At 60.1% G+C, this 25,950-nt stretch carries 22 protein-coding genes and 1 pseudogene; 1 reads left to right on the top strand and 22 read right to left on the bottom strand.

The genetic code is table 11. The annotated features are described in order from the left end of the window. The first annotated feature begins 53 nt into the window (after nt 1-53). A complete protein-coding gene (locus KVG95_RS08530; protein ID WP_217855650.1) occupies nt 54-5,336 on the top strand; it encodes an NEL-type E3 ubiquitin ligase domain-containing protein in 5,283 nt (1,760 codons plus the stop codon). Between the two features lie 67 nt (nt 5,337-5,403). Here KVG95_RS08530 and ureC read toward each other — a convergent pair whose 3' ends face one another. The 22 genes and pseudogenes from ureC to KVG95_RS08640 all read right to left on the bottom strand — a co-directional run bounded on the left by ureC (nt 5,404) and on the right by KVG95_RS08640 (nt 25,840). Continuing rightward, nucleotides 5,404-7,104, bottom strand: a complete 1,701-nt coding sequence (ureC, locus tag KVG95_RS08535; protein WP_217855652.1) for an urease subunit alpha — start codon at nt 7,102-7,104, stop codon at nt 5,404-5,406. A gap of 141 nt (nt 7,105-7,245) precedes the next feature. Continuing rightward, nucleotides 7,246-7,551: an urease subunit beta gene (locus tag KVG95_RS08540; RefSeq protein ID WP_030128285.1), complete on the bottom strand. Its 306-nt coding sequence runs from the start codon at nt 7,549-7,551 to the stop codon at nt 7,246-7,248. Further along, nucleotides 7,551-8,084, bottom strand: coding sequence for a GNAT family N-acetyltransferase (locus KVG95_RS08545; protein ID WP_123721456.1), 534 nt, complete (start codon nt 8,082-8,084; stop codon nt 7,551-7,553). Before KVG95_RS08545 ends, KVG95_RS08540 begins: the two co-directional genes overlap by 1 nt. A 5-nt stretch (nt 8,085-8,089) precedes the next feature. Continuing rightward, the gene (locus KVG95_RS08550; RefSeq protein WP_217855654.1) at nt 8,090-8,623 is read right to left on the bottom strand and encodes a GNAT family N-acetyltransferase; all 534 of its coding nucleotides are present in this window, start codon (nt 8,621-8,623) and stop codon (nt 8,090-8,092) included. 9 nt (nt 8,624-8,632) lie between these two features. After that, nucleotides 8,633-8,935, bottom strand: coding sequence for an urease subunit gamma (ureA, locus tag KVG95_RS08555; protein ID WP_007937143.1), 303 nt, complete (start codon nt 8,933-8,935; stop codon nt 8,633-8,635). 173 nt (nt 8,936-9,108) lie between these two features. Beyond that, nucleotides 9,109-9,948 (bottom strand): urease accessory protein UreD, encoded by an 840-nt coding sequence (locus KVG95_RS08560; RefSeq protein ID WP_217855656.1) that lies wholly within the window; start codon nt 9,946-9,948, stop codon nt 9,109-9,111. A 30-nt stretch (nt 9,949-9,978) separates the two neighbouring features. Next, nucleotides 9,979-10,677 carry an urea ABC transporter ATP-binding subunit UrtE gene (gene urtE / locus KVG95_RS08565; protein ID WP_007907370.1) on the bottom strand — a complete coding sequence of 233 codons (699 nt, stop codon included), beginning with the start codon at nt 10,675-10,677 and terminating at the stop codon, nt 9,979-9,981. Nucleotides 10,678-10,806: 129 nt separating this feature from the next. Further along, nucleotides 10,807-11,679 carry an urea ABC transporter ATP-binding protein UrtD gene (gene urtD / locus KVG95_RS08570; protein ID WP_217855658.1) on the bottom strand — a complete coding sequence of 291 codons (873 nt, stop codon included), beginning with the start codon at nt 11,677-11,679 and terminating at the stop codon, nt 10,807-10,809. After that, nucleotides 11,676-12,755, bottom strand: coding sequence for an urea ABC transporter permease subunit UrtC (urtC, locus tag KVG95_RS08575; protein ID WP_217855660.1), 1,080 nt, complete (start codon nt 12,753-12,755; stop codon nt 11,676-11,678). The genes urtD and urtC overlap by 4 nt, the downstream gene beginning before the upstream one ends. Further along, nucleotides 12,755-14,257: an urea ABC transporter permease subunit UrtB gene (gene urtB / locus KVG95_RS08580; RefSeq protein ID WP_217855662.1), complete on the bottom strand. Its 1,503-nt coding sequence runs from the start codon at nt 14,255-14,257 to the stop codon at nt 12,755-12,757. The genes urtC and urtB overlap by 1 nt, the downstream gene beginning before the upstream one ends. A 164-nt stretch (nt 14,258-14,421) precedes the next feature. Beyond that, nucleotides 14,422-15,687, bottom strand: coding sequence for an urea ABC transporter substrate-binding protein (urtA, locus tag KVG95_RS08585; RefSeq protein ID WP_217855664.1), 1,266 nt, complete (start codon nt 15,685-15,687; stop codon nt 14,422-14,424). Nucleotides 15,688-16,188: 501 nt separating this feature from the next. Beyond that, the gene (locus tag KVG95_RS08590) at nt 16,189-16,560 is read right to left on the bottom strand and encodes a DUF6124 family protein (RefSeq protein ID WP_217855666.1); all 372 of its coding nucleotides are present in this window, start codon (nt 16,558-16,560) and stop codon (nt 16,189-16,191) included. 429 nt (nt 16,561-16,989) lie between these two features. Next, nucleotides 16,990-18,000: a FecCD family ABC transporter permease gene (locus tag KVG95_RS08595; RefSeq protein WP_217855669.1), complete on the bottom strand. Its 1,011-nt coding sequence runs from the start codon at nt 17,998-18,000 to the stop codon at nt 16,990-16,992. Further along, a complete protein-coding gene (locus KVG95_RS08600) occupies nt 17,997-18,956 on the bottom strand; it encodes an ABC transporter substrate-binding protein (RefSeq protein WP_217855671.1) in 960 nt (319 codons plus the stop codon). The genes KVG95_RS08595 and KVG95_RS08600 overlap by 4 nt, the downstream gene beginning before the upstream one ends. Continuing rightward, nucleotides 18,953-19,741, bottom strand: coding sequence for an ABC transporter ATP-binding protein (locus KVG95_RS08605; RefSeq protein ID WP_217855673.1), 789 nt, complete (start codon nt 19,739-19,741; stop codon nt 18,953-18,955). Before KVG95_RS08605 ends, KVG95_RS08600 begins: the two co-directional genes overlap by 4 nt. Nucleotides 19,742-19,960: 219 nt before the next feature. Further along, entirely contained in the window at nt 19,961-21,340 is a 1,380-nt protein-coding gene (locus KVG95_RS08610) for a PepSY-associated TM helix domain-containing protein (RefSeq protein ID WP_217855676.1), read from the bottom strand. A gap of 215 nt (nt 21,341-21,555) precedes the next feature. Continuing rightward, nucleotides 21,556-23,673 carry a TonB-dependent copper receptor gene (locus tag KVG95_RS08615; RefSeq protein ID WP_217855681.1) on the bottom strand — a complete coding sequence of 706 codons (2,118 nt, stop codon included), beginning with the start codon at nt 23,671-23,673 and terminating at the stop codon, nt 21,556-21,558. An 84-nt stretch (nt 23,674-23,757) separates the two neighbouring features. Next, nucleotides 23,758-24,195, bottom strand: coding sequence for a DUF2946 domain-containing protein (locus KVG95_RS08620; protein ID WP_217855683.1), 438 nt, complete (start codon nt 24,193-24,195; stop codon nt 23,758-23,760). Between the two features lie 21 nt (nt 24,196-24,216). Then, nucleotides 24,217-24,696 carry a copper chaperone PCu(A)C gene (locus KVG95_RS08625; RefSeq protein WP_217855685.1) on the bottom strand — a complete coding sequence of 160 codons (480 nt, stop codon included), beginning with the start codon at nt 24,694-24,696 and terminating at the stop codon, nt 24,217-24,219. 48 nt (nt 24,697-24,744) lie between these two features. After that, entirely contained in the window at nt 24,745-25,143 is a 399-nt protein-coding gene (locus KVG95_RS08630) for a DUF2946 domain-containing protein (protein WP_217855687.1), read from the bottom strand. 99 nt (nt 25,144-25,242) lie between these two features. Next, on the bottom strand, nt 25,243-25,533 hold the full coding sequence (locus tag KVG95_RS08635) for an addiction module antidote protein (RefSeq protein ID WP_074873403.1): 291 nt from the start codon (nt 25,531-25,533) through the stop codon (nt 25,243-25,245). A gap of 3 nt (nt 25,534-25,536) precedes the next feature. Continuing rightward, nucleotides 25,537-25,840, bottom strand: a pseudogene (locus KVG95_RS08640) (type II toxin-antitoxin system RelE/ParE family toxin). Nucleotides 25,841-25,950 lie beyond the last annotated feature (110 nt).

Below are 25,950 nucleotides of genomic sequence, written 5' to 3' on the forward strand. Positions count from 1 at the left end.
GCAGGAGTGAATAGGCTGGTTGCTCTACCCCTTAACACCAAGGTTGTTGAGTCATGTCTGATTTGCAGGGAAGCAATTCAATCGAAACCAATGCCAGTTCCACTGGCGAAAATCAGGGCATTCATTACGCCCGGGTGATCGGCGTCCTGCCGAACGCCATTAAATCTGCATCGGCATCGCGGCTCAAACCTCTCCTCGGGATGAACGCCGAGTGGCCCGAGTGGTACATGGGCGCACGTGAAATCGACCGCCAGTATCTGAAAACCCTGATTGACGAGCGCTGGCGCCTGCAAGGGCTGCTGGACGAGACGCTGGGTCATTTGCAACAGGATATCAATGCTTTCGCCAAGCCACTGTTGAGCACGATGATGCGCTCCAGCTTCAATGGCGTGGGCAACATCGACGAGTTGAGTGTGCAACTCGTAGTGCCGAGCACCATGATCTTCGGAATTGACACTGGCGCCAGCCGGGTTCGGCAATCCAGTTTGCTTGAAGCCGCTTTACACAATTTCGAGGACTCGGAAACCCGCAGCGACGCCTGGCGCAACAGTTCCGGCATTTACCGCAAGGACTCGCGTGGCAGCCTCGTGCAGGACCCGGCGATTACGCTACCGGCGTTCGCGGCGCAATGCCGGCAGCTGGACATCGGTGGGCAATACCAACGGCACCTCAAAGCCATCCTGCTGCCGACTGCAGCGCAGGCACGGCAGACTTTGCAGGCGCAATCGGTCGCCAGTGAAAAAGCAGCCTTCGATGTCGCATTGCTGGTGGCGCGCATGAAGGGGGAAATCAGCGATTACGTCTACGGCACGCTGAGGCAGGTGCGCAACCAACAGTCGGATATCACTTCGTATGAGCGTCCGCTGCTGAGCCACCGGTTATCGCTGATGGGTTTCAGGCTGACCGGCATCGTACTGTTCAGTGCGGTCAGCGACCCCTCGGAGATAAAGCGGGCCATTGATGCATTGACGCCCGCCACATTGAAGTTCTGGAATGAGTGGTCGCGCCGTATCCCGGTGTTGCCGGGGAAAGAGGATGAACAGTACAAATTGTTGCAAGCGTTCTTTGCCAATGGCCCGCAAGGCGTCACCGATGAAATGTTTCGCAGTGACGATATTTATCGGCAGAGTCGTCTGACCGGCCCGTTGATCGCTTACGTTCCCGATGATCCGAATCACCCATTGAAAGAGTACGCATCGTTAAGCGAATTTCTGAATACGCTGATCGGTCAGTTGCGAGAGACGGACTATCAGGCTTTTTTCAGTCGGTTCGTGGCGCACAAGGACAAGGGACGGTTTTTTTCGCGAGTCAACGAACGCCTCAAGACGTTCACCTGGCAGCCACGCCAACCGCTGGATATGGGCCCGTGGTGGCGCGAAACCGCGATCGAGAATCCTGATGCTGAACCCATCACCAACCCGCTCAGCGGCGATCTCTGGGAGAGGCTGTTTCGCGAGCGGCGCGACAAAGCCATTGCCGACGCCCGGCAAATGGCGGTGCCGACCGATGATGAAGATGCCGCAAGCCGTTTCAAACGCTTGACCAGTTTTCTGGACATCGGCTGGAACCTGTTCAATTTCGCCGCGATGCTGGTCCCCGGCTTAGGGGAGGCGATGCTGGGGATCATGGTTGCGCAAATGTTGGCGGAGCTGGCCGAAGGTGTCGAAGACTGGAGCAAGGGCGATAAGGAACAGGCCTCGTCCTACTTCAATGGCGTACTGATCAATTTTGCCCAATTGGCCCTGATGGGCGCGGGTCATGTTTTGCCCGGGGGCAGCGTGACCCCAAAGGTCTCGCCTTTCATCGAGCGTCTCAAACCTGTGGAGCATGGGGGCAGGGAGCGCTTGTGGAATCCCGATCTGCAGCCCTATGAACAGAAAGTCGCCTTGCCGGTGGATGCGTCCGCAAGCGAACAAGGCGTTTACCGGCATCAGGAACAGGATCTCCTGCGTCTCGACGATAAATACTACGGCGTCAAACAAGATTCCGGCAGCGGTCTGCACCGGCTTCAACACCCGAGCCGTCCCGACGCGTATCAACCGTTGCTGGAGCACAACGGTGCCGGTAGCTGGAAGACCGAACTCGATCAACCGCTGGGCTGGAACAAGCGCCGATTATTGAGACGGTTGGGGCCTTCGGTCGACGGGTTTTCCGATGAGACGCTGGAGCAGATTCTGACCGTGAGCGGTGTGCACGAAGATGCCCTGCGACGGATGCATGTTGAGCATGAAACCCCGCCTGCCGTGCTGCTCGACACGCTCAAGCGTTTCAAGGTGTATGCGGACGCCGAAGCCTGCGCAGAACGAATTCTCGCCAATCAGATCAGTGAAGAATGGGCCGGTTTTATCTCACGGTTCATGACTGAGTTGCCGGGCTGGCCCGAAGGCAAGGCCATTGAGGTCTTTGAGGCGCCGAGCCTTTCAGGCTTGTCGATCAAGGACGGCTACGCGAACGCGTTGCCGGCGGACACTTTGAAAATGAGTCGCAAGGAAGTGCTCGACGGGAAACTGCCTGAGCGTGTTGTCGAGTTCCTTGATGAACAACAATTGCACGATGTTCTGGGTCAATGGCGGTCGGGTAACCGGCAGGAGCGTATCGACGCGGTGCGGGATCTGCTTGGCGGGCAGGCGCGAAAAAACAAGGAACGCCTCTTCGATCGACTGTATTCCGCTCGCGAGCGCTCGGAAACCCCCTCGGTGAACTTACTCAAAAGTAATCACCCGGGTCTGTCGACCAGCATGGCCGAAGAGCTGTTGCGCGATACCGAACCGAGTGACTTACAGCATCTGAATGAGAAAAAACGCCTGCCCCTGACCGTGTCTCGGCGAGCCGAGGAGGCCGAGCAGCTGCTACGGCTGACTCGGGCCTACGAAGGGTTATACCTGCCAGATGTCTACAACGCCGACACCGCCCGGCTGGAGTTGCACTCCCTGGCAAACCTTCCTGGATGGCCGACGGATTTACGGCTGGAGGTTCGACAATATTCATTCGAGGGGGTGTTGCTCGACAGTATTGGCTCGGCGGATGCGCCGACTCGCAAGGTGTTGATCGTCAGTGAAAAGGGCACGTACCAGGCACGCGACGACCTGGATCAACACCTGCATGGCGAGGACAACCTGTACGCGGCGGTCTTGCATGCGTTGCCCGACAGGCAGCGAGAGGCATTGGGTTTTCAGATCCACGAAGCAGCGCAACTCGAAAAAGCCGTTCAAGAGCACCCATTGGCCCACCGACAGCTTGAGCCGATTCTATTGGAAAACCCCATTCGCAAGCCCACCTACGACCCGGCCAACATGCGCCTTCGTGGCGGCATGCAAGGCTATGCGCAGCAGGTACCGCACGGGATGGGCCTGCGTCGAAGAGCCCGTGCGCTCTACCCGGGTTTCACACCGGAGCAGATCGAAGGCCTGCTGACGGCGTTCAGTCACAACGGTGGGTCGGTGCAAGGGCGGCTCGCGGTATTGGAGCGAGAGTTCAATCAGTTGAATCTGGCACTGCAACGCTGGATGAACTCACCCACGGCCGCCTTTCGTTTCAGCCCGGAGGGTGTAGCGCAGTGGCACTCAAGAAACCGGGTCTATAAAGCGATCCGGCAATGCTGGCAGAGAAGCGGTCCACGAGGCGTCGAGGTGCCTGGCATACTTGAGCCCCAAGCGTTGATTCTGGATGGTTTGCCCATGAACCGGCATCTTGCGGACATGCCGACGCTGGAGGCCAACTTCGATCATGTCACTACCCTGAGCCTGGCTAACACCAACCTCTTGCCTGAGCAGGAACATTTTCTGCGACCGTTTCGCCGGGTGCGATTCCTGAACCTGGATCGAAATGGGTTGACGGGTATACCGCAGGTAATCGATGACATGAGCCATCTGACCGATCTGGTGCTCAACGACAACCGGATCGAACTGAACGCGGTGGGGGTGGCGCGGCTGAAGAAGCTGACTCGTCTCAGGTCGCTAGGGTTGCGCGGGAACCCGTTGCAACTGGCTCCCGATATCAGCCAAATGCCCCGGCTACAGGTGCTGCTGTTGAGCGAAACGGGGCTGGACAGTTGGCCTGTCGGACTGTTTTCCCAGCCGCGCCCGCGCAATATTTTCCTCGATCTGCGCAACAATCCGCTCAGTCGAGTACCGGAGGTAGCACCGGGTTCGTTCCGCGCCGAATTGCTGGCCCGCACATTTCTCAGTCGCGAACCGCAATGGCTATCGGCGAAGAATCTGAACACCCTCAAGCTTTACATCGAATCGGTCGGCCTGGATCCCGAGCGCACATTCCCGCCCCGAGGCACACTGGACAGCGCCGATTGGGCGCATGGAATGTCCGAGCTCCAGTGGCAGGCCAGAGAGGAGATCTGGAACGCGGTTGAAGATGAGTTCCACTCGGAGGCCTTTTTCAATGAGATCAGGCAACTCACCCAGTCCGCCGATTTCAATGAAGGCGGCACCTATTGCGAAGAGTTGACGGCGAAAGTCTGGCGAATGCTGGAGGCCATGGCCGATAACAGCGAGTTGCGGGCAAAGCTCTTCAGCGAGGCTGTTACGCCCACGGAGTGCGTGGACGGCGGCACGCAGCTGTTCAATGCCATGGGGGTGGAAGTGCTCATTCACGAAGCCTACAGGTTGATCCGCCCGGACCTGATTGAACCTCAGTTGCTTGAACTGGCTCGAGGAAAATCCCGGCTGGATGAGCTTGGGGCCATCGCTCGTCAGCGAGTCGCTGCACGGTTGGCCGAGGGGGAACAGTTCAGGCGAATCGACCCTGAAGGGGAAGTCACCGGAACCATTGATGAAGTCGAAGTCCATCTGGCCTACATGACTGATCTGGCCGAGCGTCTGGATCTTCCGTGGCAAGCCCGGGGCATGCGATTTCGCAAGATGGCGGGTGTGACGAAAGAGATGATCGAGGCGGCGTTTGAGCGGGTCAAAGCCTTGGAGGAAGGTGACCTGCTGCGCGACCAGATTCTCAAGCAACCGCTCTGGAAAGCCTGGCTGGAGGATTCGAACCGGGAAGCTTTCAACGGCTTCAAGCGCCGAATCGACGTAACCACTGACTTACAGGACGCCTTGCAGAGACGGGCCAACGGGACAGATCTTTCTGTAGCGCAAATGGCCGACCTTGAGATGCAAATCAAAGCGCTGGCCGTAGAGTCAGGCAAACCGGAAGACGAGTTCGCTCACGGGCGTGCCATGACGGAGGAGGAATACACACAAGCGTTGAGTGAAATAGACGAGCAGATGAAGGCGCTGATGAATCGGCTCACTCAACAGGCTATAGATCGAGCGGGTCTACAAAGGGTTGATATTCCCTTCACGATTGACCCCGAGTATTCGCTATAGGTCGTAGCTGAAGCCTCGGCTCAAGGGATATGCCTTGGCCGAGGCTTTTTTCATTGCGGGTGAAGGCTCAGAACAGGAAGTAGCGCTGCGCCATCGGCAATACATCCGCCGGTTCACACCACAGCAACACACCGTCGGCCTTGACCTGATAGGTTTGCGGATCGACGTCGATGTCTGGCAGGTAATCGTTGTGGATCAGGTCGGTTTTCTGCACGTCGCGACAGCCTTTGACCACGGCGATTTTCTTCTTCAGCCCCAACGCTTCGGGCAAGCCAGCCTGCTGCGCCGCCTGACTGATAAAGGTCAGGCTGGTGGCGTGCAACGAGCCGCCGTAACTGGCGAACATCGGGCGGTAGTGCACCGGCTGCGGTGTCGGGATCGAAGCGTTGGCGTCGCCCATCAGGCTGGCCGCAATGGCGCCACCCTTGAGGATCAGCGTCGGTTTGACCCCGAAAAACGCCGGGCGCCAGAGCACCAGATCGGCCCATTTACCCACTTCCACCGAGCCCACTTCATGGCTGATGCCGTGGGTGATCGCCGGGTTGATGGTGTATTTGGCGATGTAGCGTTTGGCGCGGAAGTTGTCGTTACCTTCGCCGTCACCGGGCAGCGGGCCACGCTGCTTTTTCATTTTGTCAGCGGTCTGCCAGGTGCGCGTGATGACTTCACCGACGCGGCCCATGGCCTGACTGTCGGAGCTGATCATCGAGAACGCGCCGAGGTCGTGAAGGATGTCTTCGGCGGCGATGGTTTCGCGGCGGATGCGGCTTTCGGCGAAGGCCACGTCTTCGGCAATGCTCGGGTCCAGGTGGTGGCAGACCATCAGCATGTCGAGGTGTTCGTCGATGGTGTTGCGGGTGAACGGCCGGGTCGGGTTGGTGGAGCTCGGCAGCACGTTGGCAAAACCGCAGGCCTTGATGATGTCCGGGGCATGACCGCCACCGGCGCCTTCGGTGTGGTAGGTGTGGATGGTGCGGCCCTTGAAGGCGGCGAGGGTGGTTTCGACGAAGCCGGACTCGTTCAAGGTGTCGGTATGGATCGCCACCTGCACGTCGTACTGATCGGCCACGTTCAGGCAGTTGTCGATACTCGCCGGGGTGGTGCCCCAGTCTTCGTGCAGCTTGAGGCCGATAGCGCCGGCCTTGACCTGTTCGATCAACGGCTCTGGCAGGCTGGCGTTGCCCTTGCCGGTGAAGCCGATGTTCATCGGAAACGCATCGGCGGCCTGAAGCATGCGCGCCAGGTGCCATGGCCCGGAGGTGCAAGTGGTGGCATTGGTGCCGGTGGCCGGGCCAGTGCCGCCGCCGATCATGGTGGTGACGCCGCTCATCAGCGCTTCTTCGATCTGCTGCGGGCAGATGAAGTGGATATGGGTGTCGATGCCGCCGGCGGTGAGGATCATGCCTTCACCGGCGATCACTTCGGTGCTGGCGCCAACCGCGATGGTGACGTTGGGCTGGATGTCCGGGTTGCCGGCCTTGCCGATGGCCGCGATGCGCCCGTCCTTGAGGCCGACGTCCGCCTTGACGATGCCCCAGTGGTCGATGATCAGCGCGTTGGTGATCAGGGTGTCGACCACTTCTGCGGCCAATAATTGGCTCTGGCCCTGGCCATCGCGAATGACTTTGCCGCCGCCGAATTTCACTTCTTCACCGTAGGTGGTGAAGTCCTGCTCCACTTCGATCCACAGCTCGGTGTCGGCCAGACGGACCTTGTCACCGACGGTGGGGCCGAACATGTCGGCGTAGGCCTGACGGGAGATTTTCATTCGTTCGCCTTGAGATTCAATTGAGTTTGAGACTGTTCGCTTCGCTCACAGATTCGCGAGCAAGCCCGCTCCCACATTCGATCGCATTCCTATGTGGGAGCGGGCTTGCTCGCGAAGGGGCCGGGACAGACGCTGCATCACTTAGAGATCCCCCATAATCCGCCCGGCAAACCCGAACACCCGGCGATGCCCGGCCAGATCCACCAACTCGACCTCGCGGCTCTGCCCCGGTTCGAAGCGCACGGCGGTGCCGGCGGGGATGTTCAGGCGCATGCCGCGGCTGGCGGCGCGGTCGAAGGTCAGGGCGTCGTTGGTTTCGAAGAAGTGATAATGCGAGCCGACCTGGATCGGCCGGTCGCCGCTGTTGGCCACCTTCAAACTGAGGGTGCGGCGGCCAACGTTGAGTTCGATGTCGCCGGGCTGGATCTGGTATTCACCGGGAATCATCAATGGGCTCCTTGGAGAATCTTGTAGTAAAGGGCCGTCGGTTTGTAGCGGCCGTTCGGGTCGCAGGCGTAGTCGGGGATTTCGCCGGCGCGGGTGTAGCCCATCGCCTTGTAGAAGTCTTCGGCGGGGGAGCCGGCCTCGGTGTCGAGGTAGAGCATGCCGCGTTTGTGTTGGCGGGCTGCAAGCTCAAGGGCATGCATCATCTGTTGGCCCAGACCGCGACGGCGGGCGTGTTCACGCACCAGCAATTTCTGCACTTCGGCGCGATTGAGCCCATTGGCTTTCTGGCACAACGTCAGTTGCACGCTGGCCTGCACCTGTTCGTCCTTGACCACCACCCACAGCAGTACGTTGCCTTTGTTCAGGTTCTCCTGGACTTCATCGAAATAGGCTCGGGCCTGAGTCGCGTCCAGGTCCGCCATGAACCCGACACTGGCGCCATAGCCGACGGCGTCGAGCAGCAAATCAATCAAACCCTGACGATAGTGCGCAAAGCTTTCAACATTGACGCGGCGCAGTTGGGCGGCGTTCATGGGTATCACTCCTTGTGGGGACCGGGTGGCATTGCGCCCGGGTCGAGGATCAGTTGCATGAAGGTCAGATCCAGCCAGCGGCCGAACTTGGTGCCCACCTGCGGCATTTGGCCGGTGACGACGAAGCCGGCCCTCTCGTGCAGCCGAATCGAGGCGCCGTTACCGCTTTCGATGGCGGCGACCATCACGTGTTTGTTGCAGCCTTTGGCGCGTTCGATCAGCGCTTCCATCAGTTGCGGCCCGAGGCCATTGCCCCGCTGGTCGTTGCGCACGTACACCGAGTGTTCGACCGTGTGGCGGAACCCATCGAACGGGCGCCAGTCACCGAATGAAGCGTAGCCGAGTACGCTGTTATCGCCGTCGACGATCACCAGGATCGGATAACCCTGGTCTTGTCGGGCGCTGAACCAGGCCTGGCGGTTGCCCAGGTCCACGGCCTGTTCGTTCCAGATCGCCGTGGTGCTCCGCACGGCGTCGTTGTAGATGTCGCGGATCGCGGGCAGGTCGGCGAGCAGCGCATCGCGTATGTGGTAAGTCATGGCGCGGCCTCAGGCGATCGGTTGGTGAACGGTGACCAGTTTGGTGCCGTCGGGAAACGTCGCTTCAACCTGGATCTCCGGGATCATTTCCGGGATGCCTTCCATCACTTGTTCGCGGCTCAGCAGGGTGGTGCCGTAATGCATCAGCTCGGCCACGGTCTGGCCGTCCCGCGCGCCTTCGAGCAGCGCCGCGGAAATATAGGCCATGGCCTCCGGGTAATTGAGCTTCACGCCGCGAGCCAAACGCCGCTCGGCCACGAGGCCGGCGGTGAAGATCAGCAGCTTGTCTTTTTCGCGTGGGGTCAGGTCCATCGTTTGGAATCCATCTGGGCAGATAAAAAGGTATTCGGATTTGTGAATAAAAAACCTGTGGGAGCGGTGGTGCGGCATTCCGACTTGCTCGCGAAAGCGGTGTGTCATTCGACAACGATGCTGACTGACCCGCCGCCTTCGCGAGCAAGCCCGCTCCCACATTGAATCGCATTTCAGGTACTCCAGATTCGCGGTGGTATGGCTTCGCGGCCCAGTAGCGCCGGGCGCAATAACCGCCACAAATCAATCAGCCAACCACGTGCCAACAGCGCTTCACTGGCCAGGCAGCGGGCGACCAAAAGCCCCGGCAGCTGCGTCAGATCTCCGCGCACGTCATTGGGCAGCGAGCGGCACTTGTCCAGCAATTCGCTATCGATTTCACCCGTCACCAGCAACGACGCAAACACCGGTTGGCCATCCAGGCCTATCGGCGAATCCAGCAAGCCATCATTCCCGACAATGCGCTGGCGTTCGTGCCAGAGCAACTGGCCGTCGCGGCGGATATCCAGGTGCGCCTGAAAGTGCCCGAGGTCGAAGCGCTCGCCACTGGCCGGGCGACCCAGCGCCACCACGTCCCAGTAGAACAACCGCGCATCGCCCTCAAGGTCGATGCTGGTGCTGAGTTCCGCCTGAGCATCGCTGAAGATAATCGTCTCTTGCGGCAGCCACTCCAACGTAGCACCGGCAGCCACGTGCAGGTCGAGTTTCTGATAAGCCGGCCCCGCCGCGCGATACCACTTGGCGGCGCCGGGGCTGGTGATTTGCGCCCAGGCGTCCGTGCCGACGCTGGCCGAGATGTCCAGCCGATCACCCCCGGCAATCCCGCCCGGCGGGTGGACGATAATGTGCTGACACACCTCGGGGCCTTCGGCGTACAAATGCTTCTGCACCCGCAGCGGGCCTTTGTGGCGACGCTGCACCGGGCGTGTGCTGTCGCCGAAACGGGCGTAGCCGAGTTCCAGTTCGGCATGCCAGCTGGGGGTGAACAGCGTGATGGGGGCAGGTAAATTCATGATTTCTAATTATCGTCAGGAGGCTGCAGGTTAGATCGTAACCAGTCCACGGACACCTTCGGCTTCCATATTTTCACCGCGACCCTGCTGCACGATCTCTCCCCGGGACATCACCAGGTACTGATCGGCCAGTTCGGCGGCGAAATCGTAGAACTGCTCCACCAGCAAGATCGCCATATCGCCGCGTGCTGCAAGCTGCTTGATCACCGCGCCGATTTCTTTGATCACCGACGGCTGAATGCCTTCGGTGGGCTCGTCGAGAATCAGCAGCCGTGGTCGGCTGGCTAGTGCTCTACCAATAGCCAGTTGCTGTTGCTGACCACCAGACAAATCACCGCCGCGCCGTTGCTTCATTTGCAGCAGCACCGGGAACAGCTCGTAGATGAACGCCGGGACTTCCTTCGCTTCAGAGCCGGGAAACCGCGACAGGCCCATCAGCAGGTTTTCTTCCACGGTCAATCGACCAAAGATTTCCCGCCCCTGAGGTACATAGGCGATGCCGGCATGCACCCGTTGGTGCGGCTTGAACGTGGTGATCGGTTTGCCTTCCCAGTTCACCGCACCTTCCTTGGCCGGCAGCAAACCCATCAGGCATTTGAGCAGGGTGGTCTTGCCCACGCCATTGCGTCCGAGCAGGCAGGTGACTTCGCCGACCTTCACCTCAAACGTCAAGCCCCGCAGGATGTGGCTACCGCCGTAGTATTGGTGCAGCTTGTCGACTTGCAGCATGTTCTAAATTCCCCTCAATCCCCTGTGGGAGCGGGCTTGCTCGCGAAGACGGATTCAAATTCAACATTTGGGTCGCCTGACACCGCCTTCGCGAGCAAGCCCGCTCCCACATTGGAATGTGTTTGCAATCTAACGACCGAGGTACACCTCGATCACCCGTTCATTGTCCTGCACCTGTTCCAGCGACCCTTCGGCCAGCACGCTGCCCTGGTGCAACACGGTGACGTGGTCGGCGATCGAGCCGACGAAGCCCATGTCGTGTTCCACCACCATCAGCGAATGCTTGCCCGCCAGGCTCTTGAACAACTCGGCAGTGAATTCGGTTTCGGCGTCGGTCATGCCCGCCACCGGCTCATCGAGCAGCAGCAGTTGCGGGTCTTGCATCAGCAGCATGCCGATTTCCAGAAACTGCTTCTGACCGTGGGACAACAACCCCGCCGGGCGATTGACCGAGGCGGTCAGGCGAATGGTTTCCAGCACTTCGCTGATGCGATCTTTCTGTTCGCCACTGAGACGAGCCCGCAGGCTGGCCCATACCGACTTGTCGGTTTTCTGCGCCAACTCCAGGTTTTCGAACACGTTCAGGGCTTCGAACACCGTCGGCTTCTGGAATTTGCGGCCGATGCCGGCCTGGGCAATCTGCACTTCACTCATCTGCGTCAGATCGAGGGTTTCACCGAACCAGGCTTTGCCGTGGCTGGGCCGGGTCTTACCGGTAATTACGTCCATCAGCGTGGTCTTGCCTGCGCCGTTGGGGCCGATAATGCAGCGCAATTCGCCGACGCCGATGTACAGGTTCAGATCGTTCAGCGCCTTGAAACCATCGAAGCTGACGCTGATGTCTTCGAGGGTCAGGATGGTGCCGTGTCGGGTATTCAGACCTTTGCCGGCGCTCTGGCCGAGGCCGATGGCATCGCGGCTGCTGCCGGCGTCCCTGTTGGGCTCCAGCGGCGGAAAAAAGGCCGGCTCAAGCATGAATTCAGCCGTTGCAGTCACTCTCATTGCTCACCCCTTTTCTTCAGCAACCCGATCACACCTTTGGGCAGGTACAACGTCACGACGATGAACAGCGCGCCGAGGAAGAACAGCCAGTATTCCGGAAACGCCACGGTGAACCAGCTCTTCATCCCATTGACCACACCCGCGCCGAGCAGCGGACCGATCAACGTTCCGCGACCACCCAGCGCCACCCACACGGCGGCTTCGATGGAGTTGGTCGGCGACATTTCACTCGGGTTGATGATCCCGACTTGCGGCACATACAGCGCGCCGGCCAAGCCGCACAGCACCGCGCTCAAGACCCAGACAAACAACTTGAAGCCGCGCGGGTCGTAGCCGCAGAACATCAAGCGGTTTTCCGCATCGCGCAACGCGGTCAGCACCCGGCCGAACTTGCTCTGCGCCAGCCGCCAACCGATGAACAGGCTCGCCACCAGCAACAGCACCGTGGCGAAAAACAACACCGCACGCGTCCCCGGTTCAGTGATGCCAAACCCGAGAATGGTGCGGAAGTTGGTGAAGCCGTTGTTGCCACCAAACCCGGTTTCGTTGCGGAAAAACAGCAGCATCCCGGCGAAGGTCAGGGCCTGGGTCATGATCGAGAAATACACGCCCTTGATCCGCGAACGGAAGGCGAAGAAACCGAACACCAGCGCGAGCAGGCCCGGCGCCAACACCACCAGGCACATAGCCCAGAGGAAGCTGCTGGTGCCTGTCCAGTACCACGGCAATTCGGTCCACGACAGGAACGTCATGAACGCCGGCAAGCCATCACCCGAGGCCTGGCGCATCAGGTACATGCCCATCGCATAACCGCCGAGGGCGAAGAACAGACCGTGACCCAGCGACAACAGACCGGCGTAACCCCAGACCAAATCGAGGGCCAGAGCGACGATGGCGTAGCAAAGGATTTTGCCCACCAGGGTTAGCGTATAGGCCGAGACATGAAAGGTGCTGTCCGCCGGCAATAACGACAGCAATGGCAACGCCAGCAGCAGAGCGAGGATCACTGCGCCAACGGCAATCGTGACTTTGGGGCCGGCTTTTTGTGTTGCGGTAACGAGTAGGGGCTGGTTCATCAGTCGATCACCCGTCCTTTCAGTGCGAAGAGGCCTTGCGGACGTTTCTGGATGAACAGAATGATCAGCGCGAGGATCAGGATTTTGCCCAGCACCGCACCGATCTGCGGTTCGAGAATTTTGTTGGCGATGCCCAGACCGAAGGCGGCCAGCACGCTACCGGCCAATTGACCGACACCGCCGAGTACCACCACCAGGAACGAGTCGATGATGTAGCTCTGGCCGAGGTCTGGGCCGACGTTGCCGATCTGGCTGAGCGCCACACCGCCGAGGCCGGCAATGCCGGAGCCGAGGCCGAAGGCGAGCATGTCGACGCGCCCGGTCGGTACGCCGCAGCAGGCGGCCATGTTGCGGTTCTGGGTGACGGCGCGCACGTTCAAACCGAGGCGAGTCTTGTTCAGCAACAGCCAGGTCAGCACCACCACAAACAAGGCGAACGCGATGATCACGATGCGGTTGTACGGCAGCACCAGGTTCGGCAGCACCTGAATCCCGCCCGACAACCACGCAGGGTTGGCCACTTCGACGTTCTGCGCGCCGAACACCAGGCGCACCAACTGAATCAGCATCAGGCTGATGCCCCAGGTGGCGAGCAGGGTTTCCAATGGGCGACCGTAGAGGTGACGAATCACCGTGCGCTCCAGCGCCATGCCGATCCCGGCGGTGACGAAAAACGCTACCGGCAGGGCAATCAGCGGGTAGAACTCGATGGCCTGCGGGGCGAAGCGCTGGAACATCAGCTGCACCACGTACGTCGAGTAAGCGCCGAGCATCAGCATCTCGCCATGGGCCATGTTGATCACACCGAGCAGGCCGAATGTGATTGCAAGACCTAGCGCCGCCAGCAACAGAATTGAACCGAGGGACATGCCGCTGAAGGCCTGCCCAAGCATCTCGCCGATCAGCAATTTGCGCTTGACCTGGGCCAGACTGGTTTCGGCGGCGGTGCGCACATTGGCATCGGCTTCGACGCCGGGTTCGAGCAAGCCTTCGAGGCGGGTGCGGGCCAATGGATCGCCGGTTTCACCGAGCAGACGCACAGCGGCGAGGCGCACGGCCGGATCGGTATCGACCAGCTGTAGATTGGCCAACGCCAGACTCAGGGCGGCGTGAACGCTTTCGTCTTTTTCACTAGCCAGTTGCTGGTCGAGGAATTTCAACTGCGCGGGTTTTGCGCTTTTCTGTAATTGCTGCGCGGCGGCCAAGCGGATTTTGGCGTCGGCGGCGAGCAACTGGTGGCTGGCCAAAGCGGTGTCGATCAGACCGCGCAGGCGGTTATTCAGGCGCAGGGTTTTCGGTTGGCCATCGACAGTCAATTCGCCTTGTTGCAGGGCGTTGATCAGTTCGATACGGACCGGATCAGGCTGCGCGGCCCAGGCTTCCAGAAGTTTTGCTTGTTGCACGGGATTGGCTGCGACGAAGTCTTCGGCGTCGCCGGCGTGGGCGGCCATCGGCAGCAAAAGTGCGATGGCGAAAATGAGTCGGTAAAGGGCAGTGGGCATGTCATTGGCCTTGCGCGAACTTAATGTGGGAGCGGGCTTGCTCGCGAAGGCGGTGTGTCAGTCGCCATCGATGTTGCTTGTCACACCGCTTTCGCGAGCAAGCCCGCTCCCACAGGGGGTTATGTCAGCCCTGAGCTCCATGCCCGGGCCCGACATTCAGTGGCTTAGTTGCTCTTCACCGCATAATCCGGCTTCTTGTCATTACCCGAGATAAAAGGGCTCCACGGTTGGGCGCGGATCGGCCCCTCGGTCTGCCACACCACGTTGAACTGACCGTCGGCCTGGATCTCGCCGATCATCACCGGCTTGTGCAGGTGGTGGTTGGTCTTGTCCATGGTCAGGGTGTAGCCGGACGGCGCAGCGAAGGTCTGGCCGGCCAGGGCTTCACGGACTTTGTCGACGTCGGTGGACTTGGCTTTCTCCGCCGCTTGCGCCCACATGTGGATGCCGACGTAGGTGGCTTCCATCGGGTCGTTGGTCACCGCTTTGTCGGCGCCCGGCAGGTTGTGTTTCTTGGCGTAGGCTTTCCAGTCGGCGACGAACTTTTTGTTCTGCGGGTTCTCGACCGACTCGAAGTAGTTCCACGCCGCGAGGTTGCCCACCAGCGGTTTGGTGTCGATGCCACGCAGTTCTTCTTCGCCCACGGAGAACGCCACAACCGGAACGTCGGTGGCTTTCAGGCCCTGGTTGGCCAGCTCTTTATAGAACGGCACGTTGGAGTCGCCGTTGACCGTGGAGATGACTGCCGTCTTGCCACCGGCGGAGAATTTTTTGATGTTGGCCACGATGGTCTGATAATCGCTGTGGCCGAACGGGGTGTAGACCTCTTCGATGTCCTTGTCCGCCACACCTTTGGAGTGCAGGAACGAGCGCAGAATCTTGTTGGTGGTGCGCGGGTAGACGTAGTCGGTGCCGAGCAGGAAGTAGCGCTTGGCGCTGCCGCCTTCTTCACTCATCAGGTATTCCACCGCCGGAATCGCCTGCTGGTTGGGCGCCGCGCCGGTGTAGAACACGTTCGGCGACATCTCTTCGCCTTCATACTGCACCGGGTAGAACAGCAGGCCGTTGAGTTCTTCGAACACCGGCAGCACCGATTTACGCGACACCGAGGTCCAGCAACCGAACACCACCGCCACCTTGTCCTGAGTCAGCAACTGCCGGCCCTTTTCGGCGAACAGCGGCCAGTTCGATGCCGGGTCAACCACCACCGGTTCGAGCATCTTGCCGTTCACGCCGCCCTTGGCATTGATTTCGTCGATGGTCATCAACGCCATGTCTTTGAGCGAGGTTTCGGAGATCGCCATGGTGCCGGACAACGAATGCAGAATACCGACCTTGATGGTCTCGGCGGCCTGGACCGTCCAGGCCATGCCCATCGCGGCAATGCTTGCCGATAGTGTGAAAGCCTTGATCAAACTGCGACGCTTCATTGTGCGATCTCCATGAACGTTAAAGTTTTTTATGGTTGGCAGATGCGGACGACTGAAGGGTCTTTAGCAAGGGCTGTGCCCGGTCGGACAAGGGCAAGGAAATGTCGTATTAGAGCGGTTGCGCGGTGTGGGCGACGCACCATGAAGGACCGCGACTGGCGCGTTGGTGCGAAGAGATGCGCCACATTGGGGCGCAGGCAGTGCAGACACCGCAGATCAAATGTGGGAGCGGGCTTGCTCGCGAAAGCGGTGGGTCAGTCACAGTGATGTTGAATGTGTCGCCGTCTTCGCGAGCAAGCCCGCTCCCACAGTAGATGTGTGTCGTGCGCGGAATCCGTGAGCAACGATAATCCCTGTGGGAGCGGGCATATACAAAATCTGTGTACGACACAAATCCTGTGGGAGCGGGCTTGCTCGCGAAAGCGGTGTGTCAGTCTCGGTGATGTTGGATGTGCCGCCGTCTTCGCGAGCAAGCCCGCTCCCACATTGTTTGCGGTGTGTCTACGCCGGATCGACGTTATCCAGCGCCCGGTTCACCGCCAGCTCTGCCAGCATGATGACCTGTTGGATCGCCAATGCCGTGTGGCGCTGCGGGCCGATCAGATCGTTGGCGAAATCGCTGGCCAGGACACTTGCTGTGGCCAACGATTCGTAGGCGTGGGCCAGGAGGCTTTCGGTATCCATATTCGGGGCGACGATGAACATGGTGCTGGGGCGACGGGGTTTTTCGGTGTATTGCGCCGGGGGATCGAGGTAGTAGTCGAGGGCGCGTTTTATGGCTTCGCGGTCTTTGAGTAATTCTTCAGTGCGCGAGGCTTCGGCGTTGGGGGTGGTGGTATTGAAGGGTGGGTCTGGTACGAGTTTCTTATTCATTGAAATGTCCTCTAATCAGTTGAAGCCATCACTCGTCGTTTCTCACGCGACGGAGTGGTGGCAGCTATGTGCGGAGTGAGAAACCGGTAGAGGATCAAACCCGGCCGGACCGAAGTCCGCCCGCACACAGCCGCCATAGAGCATTGCTGGCAGCGGATAAGCTGTCGGCGATTATGGTGGTACTGGCGATGGATTAAAACCTCTTCCGGGCTCTCACACCCGATCGCTGAGTTTTCAGCGACAGCCCAAGACTAGAGGGCTCGCGTCCGACGAACAACCTGAAAAAGGCGTGGGAAAGTTCCCTGTTTTGACACATCCATTAAACATTCAAAAGCGGAACGCGGAGCGTCCCTGGCGGCATTCCCACGCGGGAGCGTGGGAACGATCAAAACAGGCACAGGATCGCAACTCCTGTGGGAGCGGGGTGTGTCAGCGGCGGCGCATCAGGCCGATGAAGAACAACCCGCCAATGGCGGCGGTGGCGACGCCGATGGGCAAGTCTTCCGGGGCGATCAGAGTGCGTGCGGCCACATCGACCCAGACGAGGAACAGGCTGCCCAACAACACGCACACCGGCAGCAATCGCCGGTGTTCAGCGCCCACCAACCGCCGCGCAATGTGCGGCACCATCAGCCCGACAAACCCGATGGACCCGCTGATCGACACCAACACCCCAGTCATCAACGAAGCAATCAAAAACACCCGCAACCGCACGGTGCGAGCATTCAAGCCGAGAGTCACGGCGGTCTGTTCACCCGCCATCAACGCATTCAACGGCCGAGCCATCCCCAGCAACAACACCAACCCGAGCAACACACTCGCCGCCGGCACCGCGAGCAATTCCCAGCGCGCCAGACCGAGCCCGCCAAGCATCCAGAACATCACCGCAGAACTGGCGCGATGATCCCCGAGAAACAACAGCAAATTGGCGATCGCCATCATCACGAACGACACCGCCACGCCGCACAACAGCAGCCGATCACTGTCCAGCCGCCCATGACGATTGGCAATCATCAGCACGATCAACATGCTCAGCAGCGCGCCAATAAATGCCGCGATGGGCAACGTCAGCAACCCGACAATCTCACCGACATGCAGCACCACAATCACCGCGCCGAGGGTCGCGCCGGAGGTCACACCGAGCAGGTGCGGATCCGCCAGCGGATTGCGCGTCACCGCTTGCAGCACCGCGCCAATCAACGCCAGGCCGGCGCCCACCAGTGCACCGAGCAACATGCGCGGCACGCGGATCAGCCAGACGATGTGTTCCTGGCCGGCCGTCCAGTCCGGAACACCGAAACCAAAAATCTTGTGCAGCAATATTCGCCACACCACCTCCACCGGAACCCGCGCCGGGCCGAAGCCTAGCGACACCACGCACGACACCAGCAACAGCGCGCCGAGGGCCATCAGCAACAAGGCATAGCGACGATCGATCATTCGCCGTGGAAACCCTTGGCCAGGGTTTCGACCGCCAGCACGTTGTCGATCCCGGGCGTGGCTTGCACGTACGGGATGACGATGAAGCGCTGGTTCTTGATCGCATCCACCGATTGCAGAGCCTGATTGTTCAGCAGGAATTGTTCCTTCTGCTCGGCGGTGACTTCGCCGTAATCGACGATCACAATCACCTGCGGATTGCGCTCGACCACGTTCTCCCAATTCACCCGAGTCCAGCTCGCCTCGACGTCGTCGAGAATGTTGCGCCCGCCGGCAGCGTCGATCAGCGCTTGAGGCATGCCGAGACGACCGGAAGTCATGGCCCGATCCTCGCCGCTGTCATAGAGAAACACCCGAGGTTTTTCCGTCGGCAGATCCTTGCGCACCTCGGCCACTTGCGCCTGCATCTCGGCGATCACGGTGTTGGCGCGGTCCTGCACGTCGAAGATTTTCCCGAGGTTGCGCAGGTCGTTGTAAGTGTCTTCCAGACTGGCGGGCGGGCGCTTCATGACGAAGGCGCAGGACTCGGTGAGTTCGTAGACGTTGATGCCCAGCGGTTGCAGGGTTTGCGGCGTGAGATCACCGCCGACGCGCATGCCGTAATCCCAACCGGCGAAGAAGAAGTCGACGTTGGCGTTGAGCAGGGTTTCCACCGACGGGTACTTGGCTGCGAGTTCTGGCAAGCCATCGAGGATGGTCTGCATCTCGGGCGTCACCGACTTCCAGCCTGTGACGCCGCTATACCCCGTCATCCTTGGTTTTAGGCCGAGGGCGAGCATCATCTGGGTCATGTTGATGTCATGGCTGACCGCGTGTCTCGGCGCTGCCTTGAAGGTGACTTCGCGGTTGCAGCTCTGAATCGTCAGCGGGTAATGCGTGGCTTCGGCAACCACTTGGGCGCTGCCTAGCAATAGAGCAATGGTGAGGCTGGAGAGCAGCAGGGAACGCAAAGTCATGGTTGGGTTATCCAGGTAATTCGTGGGTAGCCGTGCAAGGGGTGGTCATCGATCAGGGCGTCGACGCCGAACACGTTGTGCAGCAGTTGTGCGGTCAGGACTTCTTTGGGCGGGCCGCTGGCCACGATGCGACCGTGATTGATCACGTACAGCCGATCGCAGAAGGCCGCTGCCAGATTGAGGTCGTGAATACTCGCCAGCGTGCCGATCTGCAGACGCTTGACCAGTTGCAACAGCTCCAGCTGATAGCGCGGGTCGAGGTGATTGGTCGGTTCATCGAGGATCAGCAATTGCGGTTGTTGAGCCAAGGCGCGGGCGAGGATCACGCGCTGTTTTTCACCGCCGGAAAGGGTGGCAAAGGCGTGCTCTTCGAAGCCCTTGAGGCCGACCGATTCGAGGGCGTGGGTCGCGAGTTTTCGGTCTTCAAGGGTGTCGCCATCAAACAACCCTTTGTGCGGCGTGCGGCCCATGGCGACCACTTCCTCGACAGTCAGACCAAAGGCGTCGGGGAATTCCTGCAACACCACGGCGATGCGTTGCGCGCACCAGCGTGAGGATTGCTTCCAGACGTTGTGGTGATCGAGTTTGACCTCACCGCTTTCCGGTTTGCTGAAACGATAGGCGCAACGCAACAGGCTGGTTTTGCCGCTGCCGTTGGGGCCGATCAACCCGACGAACTCACCGGCGGCCACGTGCAGTGATGCATCACGCAGCTGGAACTGGTGATGGCAATGGCCGTGGCCCAGAGGTGTCCAGGCGAGGTTCGTGAGGTTCAGCGAGGTCATGCAGTTCTCTTGGGTTTTTTGGTGTTGCTGATGACGCCTTCGCGAGCAAGCCCGCTCCCACATGGGAATGCGATCAAATGTGGGAGCGGGCTTGCTCGCGAAGGGGCCCTATACTTCAAAACCGATAATCAGTAGTGACAAAAAATGATCGCGGTTCGCCGAGGATCCACTGCTGGCCCGTATTGTATTGGCTTTGCGCGTACGCGTATCTCACCTGCTTCATGATGAAGCTGAAGTGGATTCAGTTTGCCGGCTCAAGCGCGACAGCAGCACCCGATCCAGTACCCACACGACCACCAGCGAAGCCCCCACCAACGGAAATATCACCGCCAGCCCGAGCATGATAACCATCGCGTTTTTCCATTTCGGCAGGTCGTGACGCAACGGTGGTACGCCGAACTTGCCCTGTGGCCGGCGCTTCCACCAGATCACCACACCGCTGACCGCGCTGAGCAAAATCATCAGGCAGATCAGCAGCACGATGATCTGATTGAACGGGCCGAACATCTTGCCTTCGTGCAGCATCACGCCGACTTCGGTGGCCCGGGCGACGTTGCTGTAATGATGCCAGCGCACGTCGGCGAGGACGTCGGCGGTGTACTGGTCGACATGCAAGGTGGCGTCGTTGCGCGGGTCGTCGGCGAACACCGCAATGGTGAACACGCCGGTGGCTGTCGTCGGGAAGGTGATGCTGTAACCGGGCTCGACCTTGCGTTGCACGGCGATGTTTTGTACGTCTTGCAGGCTGATGGTCGGCGCTGCCGGACCGGTTTGCGTGCTGGCGTGGGCCATGTGTTCGGCGTGGTCGCCGGACATCGGCATCGGCGTGTTTTCCATAGCCCACGGTATGGTCTGGCGCGTGGCGCTGTTGAGGCTGCGGGCCTCGACGTCGGACTTTGGCACGTCATTCCACATGGCTACCGGGAAGCGGTTCCAGAGGTCGGCGTATTGCTTGCCCCAGAACCCGGTCCAGGTCATGCCGCTGAGCAGCATCACCAGCAACAATGCCGCGCCCCAGAACCCGGTCACCGCGTGCAGGTCACGCCAGAGCACTCGGCCACGACTGTTCAAGCGGGGCCAGAGAATCCCGGCGGACTGGCCGCGCGGCCACCACAAAAATACCCCGGAGACCACCAGCACGACGCCCCAACCGGCGGCCAGTTCCACCAGTCGATCACCGACGGTGCCGATCATCAATTCGCCGTGAATCGAGCGCGCGACTGCTTGCAGATTCTGCTTCGCGTCTTGCTCGCCAAGGATGTCGCCGTGGTACGGATCGATGAATACGTTCAGTTCATGACCTTCATTGATCACCACAAATTGCGCACTGCGCTCGGCGTTGACCGGCGGCAGGTACTGTTTGATCTGACCTTGTGGGTACGCCTCTTTTACGCGTTTGAGCAGGTCGTCGGCGGAGACTTTGTGATGAGCAGCCGGGACGTTCAGCAGGCTGCCGTACATCAACGGATCGAGTTGCGGTTTGAACAGGTAGATGATGCCGGTCAAGGCCAGCATCACCATGAATGGCGCGACGAACAGGCCGGCATAGAAATGCCAGCGCCAGGCCAGGTTGTAGAAATTCGGTTTGGGGTGTTGCATTTAGAGTGCTCCGCTAGGCTTGGATCTGTTTTAGTTGTATGGCAATCGATCGCGGGTAAGGAGTGAACACCGCCCCCCTGTGGGAGCGGGCTTGCTCGCGAAGACGGCGGCACAGCCAACATTGATGTCGTCTGACACACCGCTTTCGCGAGCAAGCCCGCTCCCACAGGTTGCGCGTCTTGACTGAGAGGCATTGAGGCTTGCCCGCGATGCTTTTAGAAGCTCATATCAACCTTGGTCCAGAGCGTACGCCCTGGTTCGTTGATGGCTTGCGGATCATTGGCCGGGAAGCCGAAACCGGCGTTGCCCGCCAAGTTCAAGTGTTCGGCGTAGGCCTTGCCGAACAAATTGTCGACGCCACTGCTGACCTTCCAGTTCTTGTTGATCCGGTACGCGCCGTTGAGCGAGAACACGCCAAAGCCCGAGCTCGTGTCGAAATCTTTGCCGACCACGTTGCCCTTGTTCTGGTCGATGCGGTTTTGCGCCGCAACCACTCGCCACAAGGCGCCGGCGCTCCAGTTGTCTTCGCTGTAGGTCAGGCCGAAACGTGCATCCAGCGGTGGCATCTGCGGCAGGGCGCTGCCGTCGCTGCTGTTCTTGCCCCAGGCGTAGGCCAGGGTCGCGTCGGCTTTCCAGTTGGCCGTCAGCTTGTAGGCTGCACCGAGTTCGCCGCCCATGATTCGCGCGTCGATGTTTTCGGCTTGCGAGGTCATGCCCATCATCCCCGGCGTGTAGTTGAACAGGATGTAGTCACGCACCTGCCCGACGTAACCCGAGGCCCAGGCTTCGAGGTCTTCGGTCTTGTATTGCAGGCCAAAGTCGAGCTGGGTGGTTTTCTCCGGCTTGATCGAGTCGAAGGCATTCACCGAGCCGGCGGGACCGGACTTGGGCGAAAACAGCTCCCAGTAATCCGGGAAACGCTGGGAGTGACCGAGGCCCGCATACAGCGTGGTCGGGCTGTCAGCCAAGTCATGTTCGTAACGGACGAAACCGCTGGGCAGTGTGTCGGCGCGGGTGTCGTCGGCCGTCGGGTTCGGGCGGGCCATCATCCCGGAGCCGATGGTCTGCCGATAATCCTTGGCCGACGCGCGATCCAGTCGCGCACCGGTAATCAGCCGATCACGGTCGGCGGCGTACCAGGTCAGTTCGCTGAACACGCCGTAATTGTGGAAGTCGGCGTCCTTGTTGCGCGGTACATCCTTGTAGGCGTCGACGCCCATGGCGCTGCGTTGGCGATGCTCGTTGGTTTGCGCATCCAGGCCACCGATCAGTTGCACATCGGCCCAGCGCCAAGTGGCTTTGATCCGCGCGCCGAGGGTCCGGCGGTCGACGTTGGAGGCCATGGGGCCGGCCATCATCCCGGTGCCGGACGGCGTGCGCAGGGTGTAGTTGTCCATCACGTGGTCGGCGTAGTTGTAGTAGACCTGCGCCTCGACCTTATCCAGCACCTCACCGATGTTCGACTGCTCGAAACGCAGGCCCAGGCTTTCGCGCAAGAACTGCGAACCGTCCATGCCACGCCCGGCGTAACGGGCTTCGCCATCGCCCTTGCCGGCGGTCAGTTCCAGCAGCGTGTCGGAGCTTGGGGTCCAGCCGACAGCAACGTCGCCGTTCCACTTGTCATAGCGCGAGGGCACGGTGTCGTTGTTGCCGTCCTTGTAATCGTCAGAATGCGCGGTGTTGCCGATCACGCGCACGTAACCCAGCGGCCCACCGGCAGCGGCGTCCACCACTTTGTCGAAACGGCCGTTGGAACCGGCCAGCACGCTGGCGTTCACCCGGGTGCCGAGTTCGCCGAAGCTTTCCGGCTCACGGTCGAACAGGACGGTGCCGGCCGATGCGCCGGGGCCCCAGAGCACGGTTTGCGGGCCTTTGATGACGGTGAGTTTGTCGTAGGTTTCCGGTGAAATGTACGAGGTCGGGGCGTCCATGCGGCCGGGGCAGGCGCCGAGCATCATGCTGCCGTTGGTGAGAATATTCAGTCGCGAGCCGAACATGCCGCGCAGCACCGGATCGCCGTTGGTGCCACCGTTGCGCACCAGCGCGAAGCCGGGGATGGTCTTCAGATAATCGCCGCCGTCGCTGGCCGGCACCGGTTGGCGCGGGTCCTTGGGGTTGGTGACAATGGTCAGTGGCGAACTCGGCGCGATGGCGGTGATCACCGTCGGGCTCAGTTCTTCGGTGTGGTCGGCGTGTTCATCGGCCAGCACCATCGGTGTCAGCAGCAAGCCGCAAAGAACGGCAGTGGCGTGCCTGAAACGAACGCGAGATTCGTTCAGGGCAAAAGAAGCCTGGGCAGCGCCCAAACGTGTGTCAGCAGAAAACCTGGACATGACAATTTCCATCGAACAGTCGTAAACGACACGGCCGGCAGCCTGCGGCTGTCTTCTAAACCGTGTGAGATCGGAGGTGGGTGTTTACGCGACGATGGGCGGCGCACGGGTGCGGGCGCCGGGGAAGAAGGTTTGCCGGGCGTGGCCCAGGCGGGTAGCGGGAGTGCTGAAAGTGGTTGTCTGTGGACTGTCGAAAGCGACGAAGGACTGACCGCCAGTGAGCGCAGGGCAATTGAACAGCAGGCTGCAATAGCCGCATTTTTCCCAGAGTGCGTGATGGTCAGTTTTGGGCGGGCAGTGCTCGGCGGCGGGTTGCGCGCCATGCTCCATGGCCGGCATGTCCATGGGCATGTCCATCGACATGCTCAAGGACATCGAGGCGCGTTGATCCATCGGCATCGATTGAGAAATCAGCGGGCCGATAAAGATCATCAGCATGGCGAACAGGCTGATCCAGCTGCCGCGCGTCAGGCTCATTGGCTGACGGCGGTGCACGGATGACCTGGTGCCAAGCGGGCGCATGGGCGTTTTCAACGTCGGCGATTACTGAGCGTGCATGTGTTCTTGCATGCTGTCAGGCGCCTTTTTCTGCACCGCGACCTCGACCGTCACATCGCCGGACTTCTCGAAGTGCATCGTCAGCGGGAAGCGCTTGTCGTCGCTCAACAGGCTGCGGTCTTTCAGTTCCAGCAGCATCACGTGATACGCCATTGGGGCGAAAGTGACTTCGCCGCCCGCCGGAATCTCGACGCTCGGCACTTGCTGCATTTTCATCAGATCGTTTTGCTTCACGTGCTCGTGCAGCTGGGCAACACCTGCGATCGGCGAGTCGACGCTCAGCAGTCGGTCGGCGGTTTTGCCGTTGTTGTGGATCACGAAATACGCTGCGACGGTGGGCGCGTTGGGCGGTAACTCTTGCGACCACGGATGGGCGATCTCAAGCTCGCCAGCCTTGTATTCGTGAGCATTGGCAAAACAGGCAGGTAGCAGTAATACAGCCAGAACGATGAGTTTGTTCAACATGGCAGTTCTCCAGAACGATTCAAAACGCAGGTCAATTGCGAGAAGGAATCACGCCAGAGGGGACGCTCGGGGGTTGAGACTCGGCCATTGCTGGCGCGGTGTAGGGAAGTCGAGCGTGGCAGGCGGCAGGCTTCGATTGGCCTCGAAACGTGCAAAATACAACTGCGGCGCATGCCCCGGCAACGCCACCAATGGCGCGGAGCCCGAGCAACACCAGCAATGTTGCATATTGGAATGATCGTCGCTCTGTGGAGCTTTCTGCTCGATATCGCCCAGGGAAATCGCCACCAGCTTGGTGCCGTTGGAAGAGCAGAAACTGCCCCACAACAACTGCTCTGCAGGCGATTTCGCCGTTTGCGCCATCGCTCCGGACATCGGCATGGCGAGCATGTTGAACAGCACTGCAAAGCAGGCGATCCAGGCAAATGCAAGCCGTTGTCGGGACATGAGGGCAGATCCGGTTGAGTGAGCAATCAGGCGCGGCTATTTAGCCTGATCAGGGGCGATAAGTAAAAAGGCCGGGTGCGGTGTGGTGTCGCAGTGCAATCATAGAGCGCTGGCATGCAGCCGCAGGCCCAATGCTTTCATCACTTTCATGATAGTCGCGAATTCCGGGTTGCCAGTGCTGCCCAATGCTTTGTAGAGACTCTCGCGGCCGAGCCCGGCATCACGGGCAATCTGTGTCATGCCTTTTGCACGCGCTATGTCGTTAAGTGCGGCACGTATGAGAACGCCGTCACCTGCATCTTCTTCAAAGCAGGCATCCAGATAAGCGGCCATTTCTTCTGGTGTTTTGAGAAACTCGGCGGCGTCGAATCGGGTGAATTGTTCGGCCATGACTTACTCCTCATTACCGATGTTTTGCGCCATTTGGAGAGCGCGTTTGATATCTCGTTTTTGAGTCGACTTGTCACCGCCCACCAGCAGCAGATAGACCACTGCCCACTCGACGAGTGAAATACATCCTGTAGCCGGGGCCGTAATGAACACGCATTTCATAAACAGCCTCGCCTACGGATTCGCAATCACCAAAATTACCGTGTTCGGCAGCTCGGAGCCTGGCGATAATGCGAGCTTTACCGATGATGTCTCTCAATGAGTTGAGCCAATCGGCAAACGCACGAGATCGTTCGAAGTCGATCATGTCGGATCGTATTCCTTGGGATACAAGTTGGCAAGCCACACTTTTCTCGGCCCAATGGGAGGCCTTACCCATGAGTGGTATGGGTGGTGTTGCTAGCTAGGATCAGGGGA

This window comes from Pseudomonas farris (genome assembly GCF_019145235.1).
Classification (GTDB): Bacteria; Pseudomonadota; Gammaproteobacteria; order Pseudomonadales; family Pseudomonadaceae; genus Aquipseudomonas; species Aquipseudomonas farris.